We start from the raw sequence: 18,318 nt of genomic DNA on the forward strand, positions 1-18,318 counted from the left end.
CATTATGACGCTCCGGTTGCATCACTCCCAGTCCCGACCATAATGAAGGGACGGGTTGACCGGATCGTGACAGGTAACGTTTCCAACAACCAACAGGAACAGCAATGACCGCCCGGGCCCATACACCAGACAATCAGGATGACCTCCTGGAGTATCGCCTGAGCCTCCGTCTTGGCCCAGTACATGCGCGCCAGCGCCTGGGCATCGAGCGGGAAGCGGAAGCTCGTGTGTTCGGCCCGGACCGCCATTCATTCCATATTGAGAACATCACCTCCGCCCCAGGCTTCATCAGTATTTGTCTGAAACTGGCCGGTTTGTTCCGGCGAGGACAGCACAACAGTCGTCGGCTGGACACGGCCCACAACCAGTTCCACATCCCTGGCCTGCCCCAAGCTTTCGAGGGCTTCCGCATACTGCACCTTACCGACCTCCACGTGGATATGGATGAGGCCAACCTCCAGGCCGTAATCCGTCAAATCGAGCCTCTCGAGTATGATGTGTGTGTGCTCACCGGGGATTACCGGCGCCTCACCTGGGGCCCGATTGAGGGTGCCATGGAGGGTATGGCGAGACTGCGGAGTGCCATTCACGGCAAAGCCTACGCTGTACTGGGCAATCACGACAGCGTACGCATGGTTCCTGGCCTTGAGGATATGGGCTATCACTTGCTGATGAATGAGCATGCCGTGCTGCAGCGGGGAGAGGATAAGCTTTATCTGGCGGGCGTGGACGATGCCCATTTCTACAAGGTCCATAACCTGCACCGGGCAGGAGACGAGATTCCCCCGGGTGGTATCAGCGTTCTACTGAGTCACACACCTGAAATCTGGCGCGAGGCCGCCCATGCGGGCTACGACATTTTTCTGTGCGGTCATACTCACGGCGGTCAGATCTGCCTGCCCGGTGGCATCCCCGTGACGCTGGATTCCGACTGTCCCAGAGAACTCGGCCGTGGTTACTGGCGCCGCAACGGCATGCAGGGCTATACCTCCCCGGGTGCTGGCACGTCGGTGGTCAACGTGAGACTGAATTGCCCGCCGGAAGTGACAGTACACACCCTCAGACGCGGGGCCCCGGCTGAAGCCCGGGCTCAATGCGGCTGATGGCGTATACCCAGGCGGTACAGTACGGGCGATAGCAGGATATTCGACACGGTAAACAGCACCACGACAACCACCACAGTGAACCAGCCCAGCCCCAGCCAAAACCACGCCAGGATCATTGGTAGCAAGGCTTCAGGAACCTGGTCAAGCCCAACCGCCCGGGCACTGGAGGCAAGACCGGCACGGCGCTTGATGAAACTGCTGATGATATCGCCAGCCAACCCCAGCAACCCGAAAACCAGACCAAATACGACGCCTATCCCGGTGACCCACGCAAACAGGCAACACGCCAGCGCACCGGATACAATACCGCGCCAGGTTTTGCTTCGTCCCAGCACCGGCTGCCCATCCCGCCATAGCCTGCCACCATCAACAGGGGCCGACCATCGCCGGCCAAACAGCCGGGCGGCCAGTACCGGTGCGCCATTTGCCAGCACCAGCATCACAAAGAGCTCGATAGAAATCAGCAACCGGCTCAGTCTCCGTCAGGGCCGCCCATTCGGCGGTTACTATCAGGCAAGCCCGCCCTTGGTCAGTTTCAGCGGGTCCATCAGTTCCTCCAGCCGGTTGCGATCCAGGCCGCTGCGCTCTTCCGCCACGTCAATCACCGGTCGTCCGGTCTGGTAGGCTTCCTTGGCAATATCAGACGCAAGGCTATAACCAATTTCGGGGTTGAGCGCGGTGACCAGCACCGGGTTCTTTCCGACGGCCGCGTCCAGATGATCGGTATTCACCGTGAAATCCCGAATCGCCTTATCACCGAGCATGGTTGAGGCGTTGGTCAGAAGTTCGATCATGTCCAACAGGTTGGCGCCGACCAGCGGTAACATCACATTTAACTGGAAGTTGCCCGACTGTCCTGCCATGGCAACTGTGCTGTCCAGCCCCATGACCTGGGCCCCGACCATGGCCACCGACTCCGGAATCACCGGGTTGACCTTGCCCGGCATGATGCTGCTGCCCGGCTGTAGGGCCGGCAGGCTGATTTCCGCCAGGCCGTGAATTGGCCCGCTGTTCATCCAGCGCAGGTCGTTGGCGATCTTGGTCAGTACGATGGCCAGCCCCCGCAACTGGGACGACAGGGCCACGGGAGCATCGATGGCACTCTGCCCCACGAATTTATGCTCCAGAGAGCGGAAATGGTAACCCGTATTGGATGAGAGAAATTTGACGAACTGCCCTGGAAATTCTTCCAGCGCATTCACTCCGGTTCCTACGGCTGTGCCCCCCTGGGGTACCGCCAGCAAGTCTTCGGCGGCCACCTCAAGCCGTTTTTCCGCGGCGAGTAGTTGCTCCCGCCAGGTTCTCAGCTCCTGGCCCAGGGTGACCGGCATGGCATCCATCAAGTGAGTACGGCCAGTCTTCACCTGATTCGCGAACAACGCCTCACGCTCATAGATAACCCCACACAGGTGGGTCAACGCGGGAATCAGGCGCTCGTATATACCCGCAACAGCACTGACATGAATGGCGGTCGGGATCACGTCGTTGGAGCTCTGGCTCATGTTGACGTGATCGTTTGGGTGAATCTCAACATCCTCCCGCGCCGCCAGGGCGGCGATAACTTCATTCACATTCATGTTGGTGCTGGTGCCAGACCCTGTCTGGTAACGATCAATAGGGAACTGGTCAGCAAATTCACCGTTTACCAGGCGATCACCGGCCGCGACAATCGCATCGCGCAGATCGTTATTCAGTAAACCCAGGCTGGCGTTGGCATCTGCGGCGGCCTGTTTCACTCTTACTACCGCCGCGATGAACGCCGGCGGCATTGGCTGGCCACTTACCGGAAAATTCTCTATGGCCCTCTGGGTCTGTGCGCCCCAGAGAGCCTCTTCGGGAACGCGCACTTCGCCCAGGCTGTCTTTTTCAGTCCTGAAATTCGTCATGACATCCTCCTCTGTTCACAGGCATTGGGGCTCAGCCGTTTGGCGGTGACTTAAGTCTGACATGGTCGCAAATGCCGGTAACCTGATCAAAATTCAGGATCAGGGTATGAACCGTGTTGGTATAGGTATCATGCAGGTGGAACTTGAAACGGTGTTGCTTCTCCCCCTGGAGGAAGCCGTCGTACTCACGCACGAGTTCCCGAACATCGCCACCTTCGTCCCTCGACCAGGTGGCATTGAAGGGCCCAAGGACGGCGCCGCCAGTCAGGCAAACAGTCACTTCGTGATTGGTAAGGGCGTTTTCCGGAACGGACATGGCACACTCTCCTGACAAAACAATTATTGACAGAATAAAGTGTAGACCGTCATTGCGATTCTGAGTTCAGGGAAGCGGCCAGACTGGAGACAAGCGCCCGAAGCCGGTTGGGCTTCACAGGTTTGTTGAGAATCGGCAGGTCATGGGCACTGATGAGACGGCGAGTTTCATCGCTGCGATCAGCGGTAATGATGGCAGCCGGGATATCACGACCAAAATGACGACGAACCGCGTAGACCGCCTGACAACCAGTCAGGTTCTCGTCCAGGTGGAAATCGGCCAGGATGATATCGGAGCCATCAAACTGCGCTACCGCCTCAACCGCGCTACCCGCTGTGGCAACCCTACACCCCCAACGCTCCAGCAGGGCCCGCATACTTTCCTGCACCGGCTCTTCGTTGTCGATCACCAGAACACGTAGCCCGTCGAAGAACGCGGGCGCTAGAGCCAAAGGTTCCGCTTTCTGGCCGTCGGCAGCCGCTTCGGTGAAGCGGGCCAAGGGAATGAGGATGCTGAAACAGGAGCCTTTGCCGTGGCGCGAATCCACCCGGATGTCGCAGGCCAGCACCCTTGCCATTCGTTCCACAATCGCCAATCCCAGGCCCACACCCTGGCGACCTCCACCCTTGGGTAGTATCTGGTGAAACTCGCGGAAAATGTCCTCGAGCTTTTCCTGCTCAATGCCCACACCGGTGTCCCACACCCCTATTTCCAGGTTTGGGCCGCGCTTGCGGGCTGCAAACAGCACACCACCTTCACGGGTATAACGAAACGCGTTGCTTAACAGGTTGCGGAGTATCCGAGTGAGCATTCGCGGGTCCGTACGCACGCGACCTGAACCCAAGCGAACCCGAAAATGCAGCTCTGCGTTCTCCGCCACCGGTTCAAATTCCTGCGCCAGCCCCCGCATCAGTTCGCCAATATCGGCATTGACAATATCTGGCCGCATGGCCTTTTGATCCAGCTTGGAGATATCCAGCAAATCAGCCAGCAGGTCTTCAGCGCTCTCAAGGGACCGCTGCACACGCTGGACAAGGCGATTCTCATCCGCAGGCAGCTGGCTGTCGATCAATGCGGATACCAGCAATCTCGCGGCGTTCAGAGGTTGCAGCAGGTCGTGGCTGGCTGCGGCCAGGTATTTGTCTTTACTTTCGTTGGCCTCCCGAGCCGCATCCACGGCCACCACCAATTCCCGCTCCACCTTTTCCCGCTGCTCGATCTGGTAGCGGAGAACCACGTTGGCGTTCTGCAGCTCGTCGGTGCGCTCCTCCACCCGGCGTTCCAGATCCGCATTGAGCTGGCGCAGCTTTTCCCGCGCCTGGTGGCGCTCGGTGATGTCCGCCACAAACGCTTCAACCACTTCGGGGCCCAAATCAGGCCGCCGCAACAGGGTTATCGCAACTTGCACCGGTGTATTGTCCGCCCGTCTGAGCCGAGCCTCCCTCGCACTAAGGCTGCCGTTGTCCAGTAATTCCTGGCGGATAGCATCAAACTCCCCGGAACTGCAGAACAACTGCTCGCGCAGGCGGATAACCCCCGTGATCAGAGCCTCGGCACTGTCGTAACCGCAGATACGGGCCATGGCGGGGTTGGCGGCCACAAAACCGCCCCTGAGGTTGGCCTGGAAAATGCCATGAAGGGCATTCTCGAAAAGCCACTTGTAGCGGTTGCGTTCCTTCTCCAGTTCGTCGATCCGCTCCTGCAGCGCCGGGTAATAGTTCTTTCTTACCGACTGGCTGCCAAGGCCAAGCAGGTCGCCGATGTCATAGTCGGCATCACTGGGGTCAGAGGGCTTCTTCATAGACCACTTCAACGTCACGGCGGGAGGACTTGCGGGGATTGGTCAGGATGCATGGGTCCTGCAGCGCGAAGCCCGACAGGTAAGGGATATCGGATGTAGTCACGCCCAGTTTGCCCAGCTTGGCCTCCAATCCCACGGCCTGTTTCAATGTGATGATTCGCCCCATCAGGCGCTGTTTGATGACTGGTTTCGACATACCGCGGGTGTCGATGTCCATGGCCTCCGCCACCCGCCGGAAGCGATCCTCTGCCGAGGTGTAGTTGTAGGCCACAACGTGTTCAAGCAGCAAGGCGTTGCAAAGGCCATGGGGCAAATCCAGATAGCCACCCAGGCTGTGGGACATGGCATGCACAGCCCCCAGGATGGCATTGGAAAACGCCAGGCCGGCCTGCATGGAAGCCAGCATGATCTGCTCACGCAACTGCACGTTGGCGGTATTCAGTACCAGCGGTTCCAGGTGGCGATTGATCAGCCGGATGGCTTCCAGGGCGTTGGTGTCCGTCAGCGGCCCGCTACCGGTGGAGACGTACGCCTCAATGGCGTGCACCATGGCGTCCACCCCGGTACAGGCCGTCAGGTATGGGTCCATGGTTTCCGTTACTTCCGGATCAATCAGCGACACATCCGGCACCACCGCCTTGCTGATGATGGAAAACTTGAAGCGCCGGTTGGGGTCGGAAATGATCGCGAACTGGGAGACATCGGCGGAGGTGCCTGCCGTGGTGGGGATCAGAATCATCGGGGGCGACGGCGAGGTAATGGTGTCCACACCTTCAAATTCAAGGATGTTCCGGCCATGGGCGCTGACGATGCCGATACCCTTGGCGCAGTCCATGGGGCTGCCGCCACCGATGGCGACAACCACGTCACATTGGCTGGACTTGTACAACTCAGCCCCGGCCATGACTTCGTCCACTTTCGGATTGGCAGAAACACCGGTAAAAACAGTGACACGAAGACCCGCTGTCACCAGAATGTCCATGATTTCCGTAACCCAGCCGGCCTTTTCCACACCGGGGTCGGACACCAGGAACACGTGGCGAGCACCAAAGTTACTGGCAAAGTTGGCGACTGCCTTGCGAGAGCCCGCACCAAAGACGATTTCAGGGGACACAAACTTGCGCAGGGCGGAAATATCGTAGCTCATGGGCGCTCTCTTCAGTGTTACTGTTGTTATTGTATAGACCCTGAGTTTACCTTAACCATTACCCACCATCATTGCACTTTCGGCTATGTTGATCGTAGAAAGCGAGCAGGTTTTCCAGCAGGGCCACCTGGTTTTTCCGCTGCCGGAAACCGTGCCCTTCGTCCTCAAACCACCAGAGTTCCGCTGACTGACCGTTCTGCTCCAGCACCCGCACCATTTGCCGGGTCTGCTCAGGCACAACCACACGATCCTGGCCACCCTGAAAAAAGATCATCGGCCGGCGTATGCAATGCGCCTGCTGAACGGGTGTGCGCTCATGCCAGCGCTCGGGATAATCACTTGGCGCTCCCAACAGCCAGTCCAGGTAGCCTGACTCGAATCGGTGCGTCACCTCCCTCAAACGGGCCGGGTCGCTGACACCAAACAGACTTGCACCAGCCCGGAACCGTGTGCCGCGAGTCATCGCCATCAACGCCGTATAACCGCCAGAGCTACGGCCCTGAATAAACAGCCGGCTAACGTCTGCCCGGCCAGTGGCCACCAAGTGATCCGCTGCCCGCTCCATGTCTTCCACATCGGACTGGCCCCAGTTGCCAGCGAGTGCCATGCGACAGCGGCGGCCAAATCCCGCGCTGCCGCGATAATTGACATCGGCGACCGCAAAACCATGGTGGCACCAGAACTGGACCTGCGGATTGAAGACCGGCCAGGCCATCGACGTGGGCCCACCGTGAGCGATCAGGATCAATGGCGGCGGATTGTTGTCCGTCGAACCATCAACGGGTGGATACCAGAACCCGGCCACCTCTTCCGTCACCCCATTCGATGGCGGCACCTGGAAGGGTTCAGGCGAAACAATTGGCGCATCGGAAAACGGCGCCTCGTCCCCGGCCAGTAGGCGGGCCCGGTTGGTTGCCAGGTCCACCGCCAATACCGAGTCGAGACGGGTAGCCGATCGGGCAATACAATAAAGCTGGCCATCAAAGACCGTTATATGCCGGAAGTCATTGAAGCCCGGCGCAACCTTTGCGGACGATGAACCGGTGGAGCGCTTCAGCCATAGCTCCCCAACTCCGTTTACGTAGCGTACCCAGACCCAACCACCCTGGCCCAACGGGCAAAAATGGCGTTCGCCCAATTGCCAGGGGGAGCTTGCGTGATCCGCGGCGGTCGAGTCCAGGCAAGTCCACCTGGCCTGTTCATCCGGCCAGGAAACGCACCAGATCTGCCACCATCCTTCGTGGTCCGACAGCACGTGCAACGTTTCACCATCGAACACCGGCTGCTGCACGCTGCCTTCCCCTGGCGTTGGCCAACAACGGGCGCGAATCAACGCTCCGTCTTCGCCAACCTCAGCAGTCCATAGAACGGACCTCACCCAGGGCATATCCGGCAACGACCAACAAATCCAGGCTATGCGTTCACCGCTGGCGGATAGCGCCGGAGCGCTATAAAAATCTTCGCTGTCGTGCAGGGGCACAACCTCGTTGTAGTCTCGAACCGCCACCAACTGCTGACACCCCGAACGTTCACGTACGGCCAGGGTGCGGTGATGAAACGGGTCCCATACCAGCCCGCCGAAGCTGGCGTCCGCATCCTGTGTTATGGCGCTTGTCGCGCCCGTAGCAGCATCGATACGGTGAATCTGCTGCTGGGATGCCTCAACGGCGTAAACCGCGTCGCGTCCTGCACACAGCGCCCCTCCGCCGTAACCATTGACCTCGCTGCGAATATCAATAGTCGGGGGTGTACCCCATTGAGGGCTCTCACCACTTACTTTTCGGAGCAGGTTGTGACCGCTGTCAGGGTCAAACTCCAGCCAGAATACGCCGGCTTGGCCCGCCGTCACCCACCCCCGCTGGATAAACGCCGAAGACGCCTGTTCGGCAGACAGCGACGGAGATCGGGGCGGATTCCAGGCATCAGCCCCGGAAGAACAGCCGGGAGTTGTTGGCGTTGCGATAGGTCAGCTCCTCCAGCCCGGCTGTGGCGTGATCCGCAGCCTTGCGGGCGGCGAGGATGCGGTCGTGATGGGGTGATTTGCTGCAAACCGGGTCGGCGTTATCGGCATGACCGGTTAGAAGATAGGCCTGGCATCGGCATCCGCCGAAGTCCTTCCCTTTTTCGTCGCAGGACCGGCACGGCTCCGGCATCCAGCTGTCACCCCGGTAATGGTTGAAACCCGGGCTGTCATACCAGATCGAGTGTAGCGAGGAATTCCGTACATTGGGAAACTCAATGGGCAACAGGCGGGCGCTGTGGCAGGGTAAGGCGGTGCCATCCGGCGCCACGGTGAGGAACAGGCTGCCCCACCCGTTCATACAGGCCTTTGGCCGTTCCTCGTAATAGTCCGGGGTGACAAAGATCAGCCTCATCGCTGAGCCGTCGTCTGCCAGACGTTGGCGATAGGTGTTTACATCGGCCTCTGCCTTTTCCAGCTGAGCCCTGGAGGGCATCAACCCCTCGCGGTTTTCGAACGCCCAGCCGTAATACTGGCAGGTGGCCAGCTCCACGTAATCCGCACCCAATCGCTCACACAAGCTGATGATGTCATTCATCTGATGGATATTGTGCCGATGGATCACGAAGTTGAGCACCATCGGGTAGCCCGCCTCTTTTACCGCGCGGGCCATAGCCAGTTTCTGGTCGAACGCCTTGCGGGAACCGGCGACAGCGTTGTTCAGTTCCGGGTCCGAAGCCTGGAAACTGACCTGGATATGGTCCAGTCCGGCGTCGCGGAAGGCATTTACTTTGGCCTCGGTGAGCCCCAGGCCGGAGGTGATCAGGTTGGTGTAATAGCCCAGTTGCCTGGCCTCTGCGATCAACTCCGGCAGGTCCTGACGCACCAGTGGCTCGCCGCCGGAAAAGCCCAGTTGGGCCGCCCCCATCTCACGGCCCTGGCGCAGCACCCTGGTCCACTCTTCGGTGGTCAGTTCCTGCTGGGTCTGTGCGAAATCCAGTGGATTGGAACAGTAGGGGCACTGCAGTGGGCAGCGGTAGGTCAATTCCGCCAGCAGCCATAGGGGCGGGCCAATACCGGGCCGATCACCTGCCGGCATGGTGTCGTGCCGATTCATGGAAACAGTATCCAGTGCTGCTGCTCGGCTTCCTTGAGAAACTCGCTGACATCATCTGCCAGGGACCCTGCGTCGGGAAACTGCTGCTCCAGGATGGCGACAATGTCAGCCACGGTGCGCTGGCCGTTCACTTCCTTCAGCACCGCCCCGGCACTGTCGTTCAGCCGCACCATGCCTTCGGGATACAACAGCACATGGGCCTTCTGGGCTGGCTCCCACTGGAAGCGGAAGCCCGGGCGCAGTCTCGGTGTGCGCTCCATGGGCGTGGCCACTACAGCCCCCGGTGCCAGACCGGCTGACCGGTTACGGTGTGGTACGGCGGCGTGCGGTGCTGATAAGCCATAGTCAGGGCATCCAACATAGACCATAAGATATCCAGTTTGAATTGAAGGATTTCCAGGGCACGGGCCTGCTGTGCCGCGGTGGTAAAGTGATCCAGGGTAATGGTCAGGCCATGTTCCACATCGCGGCGCGCTTCCGACAACCGCTTGCGGAAATAGGCGTATCCATCGGTCTGGATCCAGGGATAATGCTGGGGCCAGCTATCGAGCCGGGACTGGTGAATTTCCGGCGCAAACAGTTCTGTCAGGGAGGAACAGGCCGCTTCCTGCCAAGTCGCCCGGCGGGCAAAGTTCAGGTAGGCGTCTACGGCAAACCGTACACCCGGCAGCACATGGCGCTGGTCGGTGACCTCGTCCCGGGTTAGCCCGACCGCTTCCGCCAAGCTCAACCAGGCCTCGATACCGCCTTCGTCGTCAATGTGGCCATCGTGATCCAACACTCGTTGGAGCCACAACCGGCGGACCGAGGCATCCGGGCAGTTAGCCATGATCGCCGCATCCTTGCGGGGTATGTTGATCTGGTAGTAGTACCGGTTAGCGACCCAGCCACGAATCTGCTCAGGAGTGCAGTCACCGCCATACATGGCTTTATGGTAGGGATGGTGAATGTGGTAGTACTGGCCTTTTGCACGCAGGGCCTGCTCGAAATCCCCACGATTCATCACAGGTGTCGCGATTGCGTTCACAATGGTACCCCCATATCCAGATGCATTCCGTCAAAAGACACCTCGATGCCATGCCTGGTCAGCACGGCCCGTTCCGGTGAATCCTCGTCCAGAATGGGGTTGGTGTTATTGATATGGATAAGAACTTTTCGGCGCGCTGGCATGGTATCCAGCACCTCGATCATGCCGCCGGGGCCACTCTGGGCCAAGTGGCCCATTTCCTGACCGGTGCGCGTGCCCACCTCGCAGCGCAGCATTTCGTCGTCGTGCCACACCGTACCATCCACCAGCAGGGTGTCGGCCTTGCGCATCCACTGCAGGATTTGTTCGTCGGGCTGGCCGAGCCCCGGTGCATACATAACCGTTTCACCGCTGCGGGTGTCCTCTATGAACAGCCCGATGTTGTCACCAGGGTGGGGGTTGTTCCTGCGCGGCGAGTACGGCGGCGCATTGCTCAGCAACGGAATGGCCGTCAGTCGCAATGACGGGGCGCAGGGAATGGAAAAAGACTGTTGGTCGGTACAGGGTACTTCATGCCACTGGGGACCACCGTTCCAGTGGGTGAGCATGCGAAACAATGGGAAACCGCTGCTCAGATCCTCGTGAACCTGGGCCGTGCACCACACGTCCAAGGGCAACCCCTCGCGCAACATCAGCAAACCGGTGGTGTGATCCACCTGACTGTCACACAGCAACACAGCGTTAATCCCGGTATCGCGAAGCGCACGCGCCGGCTGCATGGCATCAAAGCCTGCCAACTGAGCGCGGATATCGGGAGAGGCGTTGCAAAGAATCCAGTGCACACCGTCTTCGCTGACGGCAATGGAAGACTGGGTGCGCGCACTGGCATTCAGGGTACCTTTGCGGAAACCGTCACAGTTGGCGCAATTGCAGTTCCACTGGGGAAACCCTCCGCCGGCGGCGGAACCGAGGATACGAATCTGCATAACGGAAACTCCGGAAGCAAAATGGCCAGCGCAGTCGGCTGGCCATCACTACTCAGCGGTTGGCGAAGTACATGGTGACTTCGAAGCCGATCCGCAGGTCTTCATAGGCTGGCTTGGTCCACATAACGCTTACCTCTTGTGATGATTGTTGTGGCATTGAGGATCCGTTAACCGGTTGTCCGGTAACTCACCTTCAATCCTACCCAGTCCATGAAAAGGCAAATATGGTACTTTGGCACTGATTTCCGGCCGATCCGTGCCCGGAAACTCATCCTTTCGACCCATTCCGGTTAACGCCGGCGCAGACACAAAAAAAGGCCCTGGGAAGGACCTAAAAATGGCAGGAAGACCCATCCACCCCTACCAGTCAATTGCAACCCGGCAGAGATGCGCCCCGGCCAGACGCCGGGGAGGAATGTGCACATCCATGTGCTGACTCGCCACCGGGCCTGTGTGGGTAGGCCCGGGCACAACAGTCGTTAGCGGACTCAGAAGAAGCCCAGCGGGTTAATGTCGTAGCTGACCAGCAGGTTCTTGGTCTGCTGGTAGTGGTCCAGCGCCATCTTGTGGTTCTCGCGGCCAACACCGGACTTCTTGTAACCACCGAAGGCAGCGTGCGCCGGGTACTGGTGGTAACAGTTGGTCCACACTCGGCCTGCCTGGATAGCGCGACCCATGCGATAGGCACGATTGATGTCGCGAGTCCAGAGGCCGGCACCCAGACCGAACTCGGTGTCGTTGGCGATGGCCAGGGCTTCTTCCTCGTCCTTGAAGGTGGTTACACCCACCACCGGGCCAAAGATTTCCTCCTGGAACACACGCATGTTGTTCTTACCCTTGAACAACGTGGGCTGAACGTAGAAGCCATTGTTGTAGGCATCGTCCATTTCCTCACGGCCACCGCCGGTCAGCACTTCCGCACCTTCCTGTTTGCCGATTTCGAGGTAGGACATGATCTTGTCGAACTGTTCCTTGCTGGCCTGGGCGCCAACCTGTACGTCGGTATCCAGCGGGTTACCACGCTTGATCGACTTGGTACGCTCGATGACCTTGGCCATGAACTCTTCGTACATGTCTTCCTGCACCAGCGCGCGGGATGGGCAGGTACAGACTTCACCCTGATTGAAGAACGCCAGCACCAGACCTTCCACACATTTGTCGATGAACTCAGGCTCGGCCTGCATCACGTCTGAGAAGTAGATGTTGGGGGACTTGCCACCCAGCTCCACGGTGGATGGAATGATGTTCTCAGCAGCGCACTTGAGGATGTGGGCGCCTACCGGGGTTGAGCCAGTAAATGCAATCTTGGCGATGCGCTTGCTGGTAGCCAGCGCCTGGCCGGCTTCAATGCCGTAGCCGTTAACGATGTTGACCACGCCCGGCGGCAACAGATCACCAATCAGGTCCATCAGAATCAGAATACTGGCCGGTGTCTGCTCCGCGGGCTTCATCACCGTACAGTTACCGGCCGCCAAACAGGGGGCAAGCTTCCACACGGCCATCAGCAACGGGAAGTTCCAGGGAATGATCTGGCCCACAACACCCAGCGGTTCATGGTAATGATAGGCCACGGTATTGTTGTCGATCGCGCTGGACGTGTCTTCCTGGGCGCGGATACAGCCTGCGAAATAACGGAAGTGATCTACCGCCAGCGGCAGGTCGGCATTGATGGTTTCACGGACGGCTTTACCGTTGTCCCAGGTTTCAGCAACCGAGAGCATCTCGATATTCTGTTCGATGCGGTCGGCAATTTTCAGCAGAATGTTCGAGCGTTCGGTGGTGGAGGTCTTGCCCCACGCCGGGGCAGCCTTGTGGGCAGCATCCAGGGCCAGCTCAACATCTTCTGCCTGGGAGCGCGGAATTTCGCAGATCACATCGCCGGTCACTGGCGTGATGTTTTCAAAATACTGACCTTTGACAGGGGCGACCCACTCGCCGCCGATGTAATTCTCGTAACGGGGTTTGAAGGAGACGACAGAGCCTTCCTTACCGGGTTGTGCGTAGATCATGGTCTCGACCTCTTGTTGTGTTTGTCGCAGGACAACGCGGCCTTGCGCGTTTACCCATTCAATGTAGACCCCGACACCCATTAGGTGAATGATTCGATGGAGGTGAAAAACTCATCCCTTGGTAGTAAACGCCAGGGCATGGAGGTGGGAAATCACCACCTGCTCGACCGTGTCCACGACCTCAGGAGGGAATTCGCCCTCCAGTCCAAGCCTGCGCAGCAACGGGAATCGACCTACGAGGAAAAAGACGATCTGCCCCATGATTGTATGGGCTTCGATGATAACCCGGTGCTCGTCGGGTGACCGGTCCATCACAACCGCAATCAGGCGGGTCAGGTGCACATGGACGCGTTCGAAGGTTTCTTCGTAGAGGATATCAAACGCCTCGGAGGGGTTGGCCTGCTCCCGAATCACCAGCATAAGCCAGCGGCGGGCTTCCGGAGCCTGTGCGAACTGGCGCACCATGCGCCTCACGATGAGTTCGAGCTGGGCCAGAGCCTGATCGCGATCACTGGCCTCGGTGGGCGGTCGTTCGTCGTTAAAGCCGAAAACGTCTCTCATGCGCTGGGCAATGTGACGGGCAATCGCGTGGTAAAGGCCGGTTTTGTTGTCAAAGTAATATGCAATGGAGCCAATGTTGGAATCGGCGGCTTCGGCAATCATTCGAGTGGTGGTGCCTTTGAACCCATACTGGCCAAACAACTCCATGCCCGCCAGCATCAGTTTGTGGGCGGTTTCGTCTTCAGCTCTGTCCGGCTCGTTTGCCACAGCTATCTCCCCCAGTGCGTTACGGTGCCTCGGTTGCATGGGGCATCTTCCCTGATTCGCGAGCAAAAAAGTAGGTGTACAGCACGGGAACGACGCCCAGGCTCATCAGGGTTCCCAGGCCCAAGCCAAAGGCCATGGCGCTGGCCATGGCATAGAACAGCGGGTCTTTACCGACAATCAGCGGCAGCAATCCAAGGATGGTAGTGGCTGCCGACATGACAATAGGCCGTAGCCGTCGAACTGACGCCCGGATGACGGCTTCCTGCAGCGCGCGCCCCTCAACGCCGCGTTCCCGGTCGATTCGTTCAATCAGTACGATGGCATTATTGATGATGATGCCCGCCAAGCTGTAAATCCCCAGCAGCACCATAAACCCGAAGTCCGCCCGCAAGGCTAACAGCCCCAACGATACACCCAGTATGACCAGCGGAATGGTGACCACAATCAGCAATGGGCGTTTGTAGGAATTGAACTGCGCCACCAGCAGGATCAGGATCAGCCCCAGGCACAACGGCAGATTGGCCTGCATCGCGGCCTGCCCCTCGGCGGACTGAACCACAACACCGTTGAACTCGATCCAGTGACCGGGCGGCAAAGAGGCCTCCAGGGACGCCAGTGCCGGGGCAATGCGAGGCACCATGTCCTCCGCCGTCAAAGTATTGTTTCGTCCTTCGATGGTAATGGCGCGAACCAGATTGTGCCGGTCGATCCGGTAGTAGCCATCGTCCAGCTCGATTGTCGACACCTGGTTCAGGGGAACACCCTTACCGGGACCATTCAGTGGGTAGACCACCAGCGATTTCAGGCGCTCCACTCGGGACCTCACCTCATGCGGGTAACGCAACAAAATGGGCACCAGAGTGTCACCCTGGCGTAACTGGCTAAGATGATAGCCATCAATGGCGCCTTTCAATGAGTTGGCGATGTCGGCAGATGTCACGCCGGCGCGATCAGCCTGTGCCTGATTCACCTGGATGTTCAATGACGGTATCCGGGCTTCCCAACTCTGGCGCACGTCCCTGGAGCCCTGCATTGCACGAAGCTCTTCCGCCACCTTCGCAGCGGTGCCGTACAACACCTCTCGGTCCGGCCCCTTGACCAGGATCTCCAGCAGATTGGAATCCGAAGGCCCCAAGAACATCCGGGTGATCTGAGAGGACATCCGGGGAAATTCCTGCGCCAGCAGCTGCCGCGCTGCTGCTATCACCGGCGCCACCTGATCCATCGTTGCCACATTCAATACCAGGAAGCCTTTGTTCGGCGATGGATCGATCGGCGTCAACGACAACACAAACCTGGGGCCGCCGAATCCGGCGTAGGCTGCGACACCGGTCACTTGGTCACCCAGGGCTTCGGTGAGGGCCCGGCTGACCGCCTGTACCTGCTGGTCGGTTGAGGAAGGTGCACTGTCTGATGGCAGGTCCAGATAGACCAATACCTGCTGCCGGTCTGAATCGGGAAAGAACTTTTTAGGCACCACCTGCATCAATCCAATACCCAGTACCAGCAAAGCCACCACGGCTATCAGGAATAGCGGGCGATGACGCAGGCAGCGCCTGAGCACTACTTCATACCCACTGGACATAGCCCGGAACAGGCGCTCGGAAAATGCCGCCGGCCCGGCGTGTCGCGGGTGTGCACTGCTACCGGAATCCTCTGCGGGGCGCTGCATGAAGCGATGACACCATATAGGCACCACTGTCATCGACAGCAGCCAGGACGTCAGCAGCGACAGGGCAATGACGATTGATATGGACCGCGTATATTCGCCCGAGACGTGTTCCGCCAACATCAGTGGCAGGAAGACCAGAATAGTGGTCAGCGTGGAGGACAGCAGGGGCATGGCCAGCTCACCCCCAGTCTGTTTCAGCGCCAAGTCACGAGACTTACCCTCGGCCAGGCGGACTTTGAAGTCCTCCGCCACCACGATAGCGTTGTCCACCAGCAGCCCCAACGCGATGACGAGGGTTGCAAGGCTCATGCGCTGCAATGTCATGTCAAAGAGGCCCATCAATGCCAGAGTCACGAGCATGACTGCCGGTACCGTTGAGCCTACGATCAAGCCAGTGCGAATACCGAGAAACAGAACCACGACCGCCAGAACGATGGCTAGGGTCTGTATCACACTGAGGCTGACGCCATAGACCGCGTTGGCCACCTGGTCCGCCTGGAAGGTCATGATGTCCAGATTGAAGCCCGCCGGCAGGCTGGCCCCGATGTGGTTCAGGCGAGCCTTTACGGCTGCGCCGTAATCCAGAACGCTATAGCCTTCAGACATGGAGACAGCAAACACAATCGCACGCTTGCTGTTGTGGTAAGCGGTGTTGGCAGGGGGATCCAGATATCCTCGAGTGACCGTTCCAAGGTCCGCCAGTCGCAGGGAGCCACCATTGGGCAACCGGATGTCTGATGCCCGCAGGGCTTCCAAATCCGGAAATGCGCCCGACACCTGCAGTGCCAGCCGCTGTTCGCCGGATTCCATAACGCCCGCCGGCGAGATTACGTTTCGGTCACTGAGCTGTGAGGCCAACTGAACCGGCGTCAGCCCAAGATTGGCAAGGCGGGATTCACTGACATCAATGTAGATGCGTTCCGGCTGTACACCGTACAACTCCACCTTGCGGGTGCCCTCCACACCATACAGACGGGCGCGCACATGCTCGGCAATCTGCAGTTGTTCGGCCTGGGTGAACTGATCTGAGGTGAGCGCAGCCGTGACCACGGCCACATTGCCGAAATCATCATTGACGACCGGTGGTTCAGTCCCATCCGGTAATTGGCTGCGGGCACTCTCCACCTTCTGGCGCACGTCATCCCAGATTTGTGCCAGATCGAAGTAGCGATCCTGAATCTCGACATGAATCAGTGACTGCCCCCGCATTGAGGTGGACCGGATATGCTCCACTTCGGCAACCTGGCGAATCCGGGTTTCCAGTGGTTTGGTGATCCATTCCTCGACCTGCTCGGCGGGTAAGCCAGCGAAACGGGTACTGACCACTGCCTCGCGGACGGTAATACTGGGGTCTTCCCTCGTGGGAAGCGAGACGTAACTGAAAGCACCGAAAAGCATCGCGGCCATTGTGAACAGCAAGACCACCGGACGATAACGGAATGCGAGCTGGGAGAGGTTCATGGCCATCTCAGTGAAACCGTTCAGGACTCTCGCCCAGGACACTGACGCGGTCACCCACCGAGACAAACTCGACGCCTCGCGCGACGACTCTCTGCCCAACCTGCAGATTCCCGGTAACCACCGCCTCACCGCCTGCTACCGAGAGTACTTTCACCGGCACGGAGGTCAGTTGGCTGACATCATCAAGCCGCAGAACCCGGGGGGCGCCTTGGACCGGGTATAGCAGGGATGTCAGGGGCACACGAAAGGAGTCAACCGGTGCGGACGCGCTATCGGCGCGTATCTCGAAGAGAATTTCAGCGGTCATACCAGAACGAAGACCTGCCATGGGCCCGACAATGCGAAGTATCACCGGGTAATCATTCCCGTCAGCGGCGTGGCTACCAATGTGTGTTACCCGCGCGATTGCCTGTGCGCTATCCAGTGCGGGCACTGACACCAGCTGAACGCTTTCTGCTAGAACCCGCCCGATCATGTTCTCTGGCACCCAGATCAACACGTCAAAACCGTCGCCGTTTGAAACAAGGTCGAAGACGGCCTGATTGGCCGCCACTCTTTGCCCGGGTTCTGTATACCTGCGTGCCACGGTGCCATAGAACGGCGCCTGCAGGTTCGTCTGTTCCAGATCCCGGGCAGCCAGCTTCCGGGATGCTACGGCGGAGTCCACCCGGGCCCTGGCGCCGATCACGACCGCCTCTGCGTTTTCCAGCGTCGCTTCGCTGGTATGCCCGCCCTGACGCAGCCTTTTCAGGCGCTTCAACTCGCGCTGTGCGTCAGCAAGGTCGGACCTGGCTTCCACCTCCGACGCCTGGCTGCGCTCATACGCCAGTTGGTAGCGCTCGCCATTCAACTTCGCAAGGGTATCGCCACGCTGAAAGGCGTCGCCAACGTCCAGGGCCAGGTCTCCCACCTGACCAGGCACTTCAAAACTCAGCGTGGTTTTCCGGCTTGATTCCACGCGGCCCGGCAGAGTGATCCGGGATACCGCTTCAGCCGGCTCAACGCTTGCAACGTCCACTACCCGTGGCGGAGCGGTGGTATCCGTTGGCTCAAAGCCCGGCGAGCATCCGGCCAGGATCAACACGGTAAAAAGGGTTACCAAAACCACGGGGAACTCCACTT

The 18,318-nt window shown here is 59.2% G+C and carries 16 protein-coding genes; 1 reads left to right on the forward strand and 15 read right to left on the reverse strand.

Translation table 11 applies throughout. The features are described 5' to 3' along the window. The first annotated feature begins 104 nt into the window (after nt 1–104). Entirely contained in the window at nt 105–1,103 is a 999-nt protein-coding gene (locus MDG893_RS07505; protein WP_007153146.1) for a metallophosphoesterase, read from the forward strand. Here MDG893_RS07505 and MDG893_RS07510 read toward each other — a convergent pair. The 15 genes from MDG893_RS07510 to MDG893_RS07580 all read right to left on the reverse strand — a co-directional run bounded on the left by MDG893_RS07510 (nt 1,091) and on the right by MDG893_RS07580 (nt 18,304). Continuing rightward, nucleotides 1,091–1,573 (reverse strand): CDP-archaeol synthase, encoded by a 483-nt coding sequence (locus tag MDG893_RS07510; protein WP_007153147.1) that lies wholly within the window; start codon nt 1,571–1,573, stop codon nt 1,091–1,093. The two genes, MDG893_RS07505 and MDG893_RS07510, sit on opposite strands and share 13 nt — an antisense overlap. A gap of 42 nt (nt 1,574–1,615) precedes the next feature. Beyond that, the gene (locus tag MDG893_RS07515) at nt 1,616–2,992 is read right to left on the reverse strand and encodes a class II fumarate hydratase (protein ID WP_007153148.1); all 1,377 of its coding nucleotides are present in this window, start codon (nt 2,990–2,992) and stop codon (nt 1,616–1,618) included. A gap of 31 nt (nt 2,993–3,023) precedes the next feature. Beyond that, nucleotides 3,024–3,308: a hypothetical protein gene (locus tag MDG893_RS07520; RefSeq protein ID WP_007153149.1), complete on the reverse strand. Its 285-nt coding sequence runs from the start codon at nt 3,306–3,308 to the stop codon at nt 3,024–3,026. A gap of 49 nt (nt 3,309–3,357) precedes the next feature. Continuing rightward, on the reverse strand, nt 3,358–5,109 hold the full coding sequence (locus tag MDG893_RS07525) for a PAS domain-containing hybrid sensor histidine kinase/response regulator (RefSeq protein ID WP_007153150.1): 1,752 nt from the start codon (nt 5,107–5,109) through the stop codon (nt 3,358–3,360). After that, nucleotides 5,093–6,256, reverse strand: coding sequence for an alcohol dehydrogenase-like regulatory protein ErcA (gene ercA / locus MDG893_RS07530; RefSeq protein WP_007153151.1), 1,164 nt, complete (start codon nt 6,254–6,256; stop codon nt 5,093–5,095). Before ercA ends, MDG893_RS07525 begins: the two co-directional genes overlap by 17 nt. A 58-nt stretch (nt 6,257–6,314) precedes the next feature. Continuing rightward, complete coding sequence (locus MDG893_RS07535) at nt 6,315–8,105, reverse strand: S9 family peptidase (protein WP_007153152.1); 1,791 nt, start codon at nt 8,103–8,105, stop codon at nt 6,315–6,317. Between the two features lie 73 nt (nt 8,106–8,178). Then, entirely contained in the window at nt 8,179–9,333 is a 1,155-nt protein-coding gene (gene pqqE, locus MDG893_RS07540; protein ID WP_007153153.1) for a pyrroloquinoline quinone biosynthesis protein PqqE, read from the reverse strand. Further along, nucleotides 9,330–9,593 (reverse strand): pyrroloquinoline quinone biosynthesis peptide chaperone PqqD, encoded by a 264-nt coding sequence (gene pqqD, locus MDG893_RS07545; RefSeq protein ID WP_040474413.1) that lies wholly within the window; start codon nt 9,591–9,593, stop codon nt 9,330–9,332. The genes pqqE and pqqD overlap by 4 nt, the downstream gene beginning before the upstream one ends. A gap of 11 nt (nt 9,594–9,604) precedes the next feature. Further along, nucleotides 9,605–10,336, reverse strand: a complete 732-nt coding sequence (gene pqqC, locus MDG893_RS07550; RefSeq protein ID WP_007153155.1) for a pyrroloquinoline-quinone synthase PqqC — start codon at nt 10,334–10,336, stop codon at nt 9,605–9,607. A 20-nt stretch (nt 10,337–10,356) separates the two neighbouring features. Beyond that, entirely contained in the window at nt 10,357–11,286 is a 930-nt protein-coding gene (gene pqqB / locus MDG893_RS07555; protein WP_007153156.1) for a pyrroloquinoline quinone biosynthesis protein PqqB, read from the reverse strand. A gap of 52 nt (nt 11,287–11,338) precedes the next feature. Beyond that, the gene (gene pqqA / locus MDG893_RS07560; protein WP_007153157.1) at nt 11,339–11,410 is read right to left on the reverse strand and encodes a pyrroloquinoline quinone precursor peptide PqqA; all 72 of its coding nucleotides are present in this window, start codon (nt 11,408–11,410) and stop codon (nt 11,339–11,341) included. A 364-nt stretch (nt 11,411–11,774) separates the two neighbouring features. After that, complete coding sequence (gene exaC, locus MDG893_RS07565; protein ID WP_007153158.1) at nt 11,775–13,295, reverse strand: acetaldehyde dehydrogenase ExaC; 1,521 nt, start codon at nt 13,293–13,295, stop codon at nt 11,775–11,777. A 111-nt stretch (nt 13,296–13,406) separates the two neighbouring features. Continuing rightward, nucleotides 13,407–14,063, reverse strand: a complete 657-nt coding sequence (locus MDG893_RS07570; RefSeq protein ID WP_244264399.1) for a CerR family C-terminal domain-containing protein — start codon at nt 14,061–14,063, stop codon at nt 13,407–13,409. A 19-nt stretch (nt 14,064–14,082) separates the two neighbouring features. Then, nucleotides 14,083–17,196, reverse strand: a complete 3,114-nt coding sequence (locus MDG893_RS07575) for an efflux RND transporter permease subunit (protein WP_040474414.1) — start codon at nt 17,194–17,196, stop codon at nt 14,083–14,085. A 7-nt stretch (nt 17,197–17,203) separates the two neighbouring features. Continuing rightward, nucleotides 17,204–18,304, reverse strand: coding sequence for an efflux RND transporter periplasmic adaptor subunit (locus MDG893_RS07580; protein WP_050776481.1), 1,101 nt, complete (start codon nt 18,302–18,304; stop codon nt 17,204–17,206). Between the last annotated feature and the right edge of the window lie 14 nt (nt 18,305–18,318).

Source organism: Marinobacter algicola DG893 (assembly GCF_000170835.1).
Taxonomy (GTDB): domain Bacteria; phylum Pseudomonadota; class Gammaproteobacteria; order Pseudomonadales; family Oleiphilaceae; genus Marinobacter; species Marinobacter algicola.